Here is a 7,108-nt window from a genome sequence, read left to right as displayed (position 1 = left end):
TCCCACAATTCGTCCATCGTGCCGACGCCGCCGGGGATGGTGATGAAGCCATCGGACAGGTCGGTGAACATGCGCTTGCGTTCGTGCATGCCGGGCACGACATGCAGTTCGGTGCAACCACGATGCGCGACTTCGCTGCCGACCAAGGCTTCGGGGATGACGCCGATAACTTCGCCGCCTGCTTCAAGCGTTGCGTCAGCCACAGCGCCCATGAGGCCAAGCCGACCCCCGCCATAGACCAATCCGATTCCGCGCTGAGCCAGTTCGCGGCCAACCATCCGTGCGCATTCAATATAAACTGGGTCGGCCGGGGTGGCTGAACCGCAATAGACGGCAAGACGTTTCAACGTTTCAAGTCCTCGATCATCAATTCGGCGGTGGCCTTGGCGCTGCCCACTACACCCGGAATACCAGCCCCCGGATGCGTTCCTGCGCCGACAAAGTAAAGATTGGAAAGTACATCGTCGCGATTATGCACGCGGAACCATGCGCTTTGGGTCAGCACAGGTTCAAGGCTGAAGGCACTGCCCAGATGCGCGTTGAGATCGGTGCCGAAATCGGCGGGCGTATAATGGAATTTGGTGACGATACGCTCGTGGATGTCCGGAATCAGGCGGCGTCCGACCTCATCGAGGATGCGCTTTTCGAAGACCGGACCCATTTCCTCCCAGTCGATCGGCAGCTTGCCCTGATGCGCGACTGGAGCCAGTGCGTAGAAGGTCGAGCAGCCTTCGGGTGCCATAGAAGGATCGCTGACCGTCGGGTGGTGCAGATAGAGCGAGAAATCCTGCGGCAGAACGCCATGGGTGTAGATGTCGTCGAGCAACCCTTTATAGCGCGGCCCGAACAGGATCATATGGTGCGGGATGCCGGGCCAGGTGCCCTTGATGCCAAAATGAACGACGAACAGGCTGGGGGAGAATTTCTTGCGCGAAAGGCTTGCTGCGGCTTTCTCTCCACGCGGATGGTGACCAAGCAGATCACGGTAACTGTGCATGATGTCGCCATTGGTGGCGACCGCGTCGCAATCGATCCGGTGTCCTGATTGGGTTACCACTCCGGTGGTACGCTCGCCTTGCGTTTCTATCCGCTCGACAGGGTCTCCCAATATCAGAGTGCCGCCAATGCGTTCGAATTGCTTCACCATCGCTGCGATCAGCCGGTTGGTGCCGCCCTTGGCGAACCAGACGCCGCCGTCTTTCTCCAGCTTGTGTATCAGCGCATAGATGGCGCTGGTCTTCATCGGATTGCCGCCGACCAACAATGTGTGGAAGGACAGTGCCTCGCGCAGCTTCTCATTCTTCACAAAAGAAGAAACCATCGAATAGACACTGCGCCAAGCCTGATATTTGGCGAGTGCCGGAGCCGCTTTTATCATCGAGGCGAAGTCGAGAAATGCCTTTGTGCCGAGTTTGACATAGCCTTCGTCATGCACGCCCGCGCTATATTCAAGGAACTTCGCATAGCCTGCGACATCCTCGGGATTCAGCTTTTCGATTTCGGAGCGCAGTTTGGCGTCGTCGTTGGAATAATCGAAATTGGTGCCGTCAGCCCAGTTGAGCCGGTAAAAAGGCATGACCGGCATCAGTTCGACATCCTGCGCCATGTCATGCCCGGTCAGTGTCCAAAGCTGGGTCAGGCAGGGCGGATCGGTGATCACCGTCGGGCCGCCATCAAAGATGAAGCCGTCGCGCTCCCAATAGTAAGCGCGTCCACCGGGCTTGTCGCGGGCTTCGATGATGGTGGTCTGAATGCCTGCGGCCTGCAGGCGGATGGCAAGTGCCAGTCCGCCGAAGCCCGAGCCGATGACGACGGCTGATTTCATCTTTTTGTCTTCCGTGCCCGAATTGCTTGTAACGCCTTACCGATGGGGACCGGTGGTTTACCAGAGAGAATGCGCGCTTTGTCGCTGCCAGTACTCTGCCCGGCATAGAAGCGTTCGATCAATCCGGGCTTAAGCCTGTAGAAGCGCTCGAGTAGCTTGTACCGTTCGCCAGGTTCGGACGCGCGAAAGAGCATCCGGTTGAGAATGCGATAGAAACTGCCGCCCTTCCAATGCTCCTGCGCGCGCTGCCGCATCAGCATGTTCAATCGGTCGCCGTCGTAATCGGGCAGTTCGGAAATATAGATCGCGTTGCGCACGGCATCAGGCAACGAGTAGCTGGTGACCGGGTGGAGGAAAGCGCCGCGTGCACCGGCCTTGGCCGTCCGCCCGCTGCCGCTCGCCCAGTAGTTTTCGAGGTCGCCGCCCATGATGACGGGCAACACGCCTGTTTCCTCGCGCAGCACCCGTTCGACCTGCCAGCCCTTGCCATCGGCATAGGCCGCGATTCTCTGCGCCATCACCCGTCGGTCGAGGTCTGGCTTGTCGCTATAATAAGTGTCCTCGACGAACACCTTGTCCATGCCGAATGGCAGAACATAAACGAAGCGATAGCCGTCATGCTGTTCGACCGTTGCATCCATCACGATCGGCCGCGTCAAATCATGCGGTTCGGAAAGTTGCATCAACTGGCCGGTGAACTTCTGCCAGCCGCAATCGAGATGATGATAGTCCGCCACCCCGCGCGCATCGATCACCCCGCCCGCATTGATCCGCTGTGCTCCGTCGAGCACGACAAGACGCGGGCTGACGGCTTTGACCGTGCGCCCGGTCAGTAGTGACGATGCCGGCAGATTATGCCGCAACAGCCAATCGAGCCGCTCGGACTCGATGGTGTAGTAGATATTGTCGAGGCTGCGACTATGCGCCGGGAAATGCACGTCATAGCCCGACCAGCCATAGGTGACGAGTGGCGCGGTCAGCCAGCGGTGCTCGGGCGCGACGTCGCTCGCGAAAAAGCTCCAGATATGATTGCCGCCGAAATGCTGTTCCTGCTCGACCAGTACGATCTTGAGTTCAGGACGCTGCCGCGCAACGGCAAGCGCGATCAGCCCACCGGCAAGGCCGCCGCCGACAATGGCAAGGTCACATTTGATAGGGGTTGGAGCAGCCAACGGCATGTAGAAGGCCCTAGCGCAGGCGATTTGGCTTCAAAAGCCGCTATGTGCACAAAGGCGTGGATAATGCGGGGATATTCGCTGGGGCCAAACGATACAGGCCGAAGCTTTCGCTCCGGCCTGCCCGTCGGGATATTGCGAGACTGCGTGCACAATCCCGTCCGGTTCCCCTGTTAACTCAGAATTCGCCTGCCACGCCCACGCGGGCACCAATGCTATCGCCACCGGCATAAGAAATGCCACCGGTCACCGCGAACGGGTTTTCAGTGTTGGCGCGATAAGCAAAGGACAGACCGATCGCTTGTTCGCCACGATAGGTCGCCGCGTTCAACGCATAGCTGACCCCGCCGACATTGGATGGCATCGGTGCCGTCGTGAGAGCTAATGCCGTTGCCGAACCTCGGCGAGAATCCCGACGATCGCGATCGGTCAGCGCGAACAGTTCACTGATCTGGGCCGTGTGCGTTGCCGTCAGTGTCTGTAGCGCGGGAATCGCCCCGAGGCTAAGCGATTCCAAGGCAGTGAGGCGGGTGTTCTGTGTCGTATTCACCACCTGGATTGCGGCAATCTGCGTGTCCTGCACTGCATTTTGTGCAACGGCGCTATCTGCTGTAGTCTGCGCGGCATTGGCGGCTGTTTGTGCTGTCGCTGCATTGGCCACAGCGGTATTTGCGGTCGTCTGGGCGGTTGCTGCATTGGCTAGCGCTGTATTTGCGGTACCCTGCGCCGCCGCAGCACTCGCCGTTGCTCCGCCAACCGCAGTGTTCAATTGGGCCACGGTCGCAGCATCGCTTGCGGCAACGCCAGCTGCAATGTTCGTCAAACGACGCTCGGTACCAGCCGCACCGAACGATACCGTATTCGGATCATTGGCAATCGAGCCGTCACCCAGAGCAATTGCACCCGCCGCATTGGCCTGTGCGCCATTGCCAATGGCGACGGCACCATTGCCGTTTGCGACAGTCAGATTACCGATAGCTACAGCACCGTCGCCTGTTGCGGTGTTGTCCGCACCGATGGCTACTGCACCTGTCCCGACAGCGGTATTCGGATCGCCAATGGCCACAGCGCCATTACCCGTTGCCGTCTGGCCAAAGCCAATGGCAACGGCTGCTCCGCCGCTAGCAACAGCGTCGGTACCGATGGCGACTGCATTGACGTCCGAAGCTTCGGTTGTGCCGCTACCGATTGTGATTGCACCGTTGGCAGTTGCTTGTCGGCCCGCACCTATGGCGATGGCGCTTGTCGCAGTTACCTGCGTACTCACGCCAAGCGCGGTCCCTGAATCGCCCGATACCTCGCTGTTCGCGCCGATCGCCGTGCCGCCGACCGCGTTGACCTCTGCACGGCCACCAACGGCAGTTGCATTGGAGCCCGCAAACACTTCAGAGTTCGGCGTATTGAAGGTAAATCCGGTACCTGCACGAGCGGTCGAGCCGATCGCAACGGTATTGCTGCCGACTGCTACGGCATTGCTACCCAGCGTGCTCGCGGCGTTGATGCCGATATTTGCCGGCGTTACCGAGCCACTGAACCGCGCCGTCGCGTTTTGGCCAAGCGCGACGCCGTTGTCTTGCGCCAAGGCATTAAAGCCAATGGCGGTCGAGGCGAAAATTTGGTTGGTGGTGCTTGGCCCAATGGCTTGGGCACCTTGGCCGATGGCGATTCCGCCTGCTTGGCTGACCACGGTATTGGTGCCAAGCGCGGTGCCGTCTTCGGCAGTTATTTCCGAATTGGCACCAACTGCCGTCGCGTTGTTTTGGTTAGCCTCGGCGCGACCGCCTACAACGGTGATGTTGCTTCCGGCCTCTACCGGCGAGTTCGGTGTATTGAGGGTGAAGCCGGTGCCCGCCCGCGCTGTGGTGCCGATCGCAACCGTGTTCGACCCTACTGCGACGGCGTTGCCGCCAACCGCTATTGCCGAGTTAATGCCGATATTGGCGGGATTGACCGTGCCGCTAAAGCGCGCGGTGGCCGAATTACCGATGGCTACGGCATTGTCATGCGCCAACGCGTTATAGCCAACCGCGACCGATGCGAAAATAGGATTGGCATTGCTGGGGCCTGATGCGGTTGCGCCGTCACCAACAGCAGATGCCCAAAAAAAAATTGCACCAGACGCCGATATTGCAGACATGGTGCGACCCCGTGATCGAGAAGAACGGACCATCATAACCGACGGCCTATTCCTTTCGATAGTCATGTTATGCAGCAGTCCGACTTCAATGTATTGGACGAATACGACACCGCTTTTGGATCGGCCCTTCGCCGTGGACAGCCTGAATCAATCTGGTATGGCGACGCGATGAAGACATATTGGGCAGTGCTGGCATGCTATGCCTTGGCGGCTTCGATGGGGCCGTCACCCGTCGGGGCGTATCAGCCAGCCAATTCACAAACCGGCTATGCTGCCGAACAATGTATTGGCTACAACCGCCAGTCGACCGATAGTTTTAGCCTGATCAACAATTGCGACACTCCGGTGGATGTGATGGTTTGTGCCGAGGAAGCCGGGATATCGACTTGCGCTTCGCCCGATCGCTATTCCCGCCATTTGGTCGCGCCGCGCGCGACTCTCCCCGGACAGTATCGCCCGCTCCAATCGCTCAACATCTTTGCATGCCGCGCCCCTGCTGTGGTGACGATGCAGGCTGGGGGTCTCGCGAATTGTGACCCAAGTGGGACGGGCAACCTGCCTTTGTTGCTCGCTTCCTCGCTTAAGAATCCGGCGGCGATCATAACGGCTGCGGATTATCCGCGCGGTGTGACGGCTTCGGGGACCACAAGGTTCGAGATGGTCGTTACCGCCGATGGACGCCCGCAAAGCTGCACGGTGACCATATCTTCGGGTAAGGAAGCGCTCGACAAGGCGACGTGCAATGCCTTCATGAAACGCGCGCGCTTCACGCCTGCCAAGGGTGCAAATGGACTTGCATCCGCCGGGCGCTATCGCGGTAATGTGACCTGGAAGGAACAATGACGCCGACGATTGCGGCATTGGGATCGGCGCTGGCGATGACATTGATCGTCGGCGTTCGCTACCTCGCGACCAGCGGCTTTTTCGCATGGCTGACGGGAAAGGTTCGCCCCGGGCTTTATGCAAAACTCGACGCGCAGATGCGCCGCGAAATCTACTGGTCCTTGCTGTCAGCTGGAATTTACGGGGTGCCCGCGGGTGTTGTCGCTTGGGGCTGGCAGAACCGGGACTGGACGCAAATCTATACCGTTATTGGTGACTATCCGCTCTGGTATCTGCCGCTGTCGGTTTTCCTGTTCCTCGCGGCGCATGACACATGGTTCTATTGGACGCATCGCTGGATGCACTGGCCAAGGCTGTTTCGGGTCGCCCATGCCGTCCACCACGAAAGCCGCCCGCCGACCGCATGGGCAGCGATGAGCTTTCATCCTTGGGAGGCGGTGACGGGGGCCGTGGTCATCCCGGCGTTGGTCTTCCTGATCCCAATCCATGTTGGTGCTTTGGGCTTCGTGCTCTTCACCATGACGCTGATGGGCATCACCAACCATATGGGCTGGGAACTATTCCCGCGCAGTCTTGTTCATGGACCATTGGGTCGCTGGCTGATAACGGCGACGCACCATCAAAAGCATCACGATGCGTATAAGGGAAATTATGGGCTCTACTTCCGTTTCTGGGACCGTCTTTGCGGCACCGATCTTGGCCTTGGCGATTTTGGCAGGGCAGGGCGCGGCGCAGGCGGCGGATGATTCCACTCTGACCGTTTCGGTTACCGGATTGCGCAATCAAAAGGGCAATATTTTGGTCTGCCTGACGGCCAATGCCAAAGCCTTTCCCGATTGTTCGAAGGACCCCGCGGCGCACAAGCGTACGGTACGGGCATCGGCTGCGGGTTCGATCAGCTTCTCTGGGCTTGCCGATGGCACCTATGCGCTGTCGCTGGTCCATGATGAAAATGCTAATGACAAGCTCGACACGACGCTCGCGATTCCGAAAGAGGGTTTCGGATTTTCGCGCAATCCCAAGATCGCTTTCGGACCGCCCAAATTTGCTTCGGCGGCTTTTGCTTTAAAGGGTTCAGCGACACAGACCGTTAAAATGAAATATATGCTCTAACTTTCACTTTTTGAT

The 7,108-nt window shown here is 59.0% G+C and carries 7 protein-coding genes; 3 read left to right on the top strand and 4 right to left on the bottom strand.

The features are described from left to right. The 4 genes from PKC81_RS08495 to PKC81_RS08480 all read right to left on the bottom strand — a co-directional run. The coding region (locus PKC81_RS08495) for a TIGR00730 family Rossman fold protein (protein WP_324335046.1) at positions 1–347 on the bottom strand (347 nt) is incomplete at its 3' end. Beyond that, positions 344–1,825 (bottom strand): phytoene desaturase, encoded by a 1,482-nt coding sequence (locus tag PKC81_RS08490; RefSeq protein ID WP_324335044.1) that lies wholly within the window; start codon positions 1,823–1,825, stop codon positions 344–346. The genes PKC81_RS08495 and PKC81_RS08490, both read right to left, overlap by 4 nt. After that, positions 1,822–3,003 carry a lycopene beta-cyclase CrtY gene (gene crtY, locus PKC81_RS08485; RefSeq protein WP_324335042.1) on the bottom strand — a complete coding sequence of 394 codons (1,182 nt, stop codon included), beginning with the start codon at positions 3,001–3,003 and terminating at the stop codon, positions 1,822–1,824. Before crtY ends, PKC81_RS08490 begins: the two co-directional genes overlap by 4 nt. Before the next feature lie 175 nt (positions 3,004–3,178). Beyond that, positions 3,179–5,137, bottom strand: a complete 1,959-nt coding sequence (locus tag PKC81_RS08480) for a hypothetical protein (RefSeq protein ID WP_324335040.1) — start codon at positions 5,135–5,137, stop codon at positions 3,179–3,181. A 69-nt stretch (positions 5,138–5,206) separates the two neighbouring features. On the opposite strand from PKC81_RS08480, the gene PKC81_RS08475 reads away from it, so the two are divergent. The 3 genes from PKC81_RS08475 to PKC81_RS08465 are packed head-to-tail and all read left to right on the top strand — an operon-like array spanning position 5,207 to position 7,093. Further along, the gene (locus PKC81_RS08475) at positions 5,207–5,980 is read left to right on the top strand and encodes an energy transducer TonB (protein WP_324335038.1); all 774 of its coding nucleotides are present in this window, start codon (positions 5,207–5,209) and stop codon (positions 5,978–5,980) included. After that, positions 5,977–6,726 carry a sterol desaturase family protein gene (locus PKC81_RS08470; protein WP_324335036.1) on the top strand — a complete coding sequence of 250 codons (750 nt, stop codon included), beginning with the start codon at positions 5,977–5,979 and terminating at the stop codon, positions 6,724–6,726. The genes PKC81_RS08475 and PKC81_RS08470 overlap by 4 nt, the downstream gene beginning before the upstream one ends. After that, positions 6,683–7,093: a DUF2141 domain-containing protein gene (locus PKC81_RS08465; protein ID WP_324335034.1), complete on the top strand. Its 411-nt coding sequence runs from the start codon at positions 6,683–6,685 to the stop codon at positions 7,091–7,093. Before PKC81_RS08470 ends, PKC81_RS08465 begins: the two co-directional genes overlap by 44 nt. The last annotated feature ends 15 nt before the right edge of the window (positions 7,094–7,108 follow it).

It is taken from the genome of Sphingorhabdus sp. (genome assembly GCF_035329025.1).
Lineage (GTDB): Bacteria > Pseudomonadota > Alphaproteobacteria > Sphingomonadales > Sphingomonadaceae > Sphingorhabdus_B.
The sequence above is the reverse complement of the archived record's forward strand: the minus strand, read 5'-3'. Positions and strand labels throughout refer to the sequence as shown.

Bases quoted from the DNA above. Each gene is read 5' to 3' on its own strand.
- PKC81_RS08490 (WP_324335044.1), bottom strand. From the start codon at position 1,825: ATGAAATCAGCCGTCGTCATCGGCTCGGGCTTCGGCGGACTGGCACTT.
- crtY (WP_324335042.1), bottom strand. From the start codon at position 3,003: ATGCCGTTGGCTGCTCCAACCCCTATCAAATGTGACCTTGCCATTGTC.
- PKC81_RS08480 (WP_324335040.1), bottom strand. From the start codon at position 5,137: ATGTCTGCAATATCGGCGTCTGGTGCAATTTTTTTTTGGGCATCTGCT.
- PKC81_RS08475 (WP_324335038.1), top strand. From the start codon at position 5,207: ATGCAGCAGTCCGACTTCAATGTATTGGACGAATACGACACCGCTTTT.
- PKC81_RS08470 (WP_324335036.1), top strand. From the start codon at position 5,977: ATGACGCCGACGATTGCGGCATTGGGATCGGCGCTGGCGATGACATTG.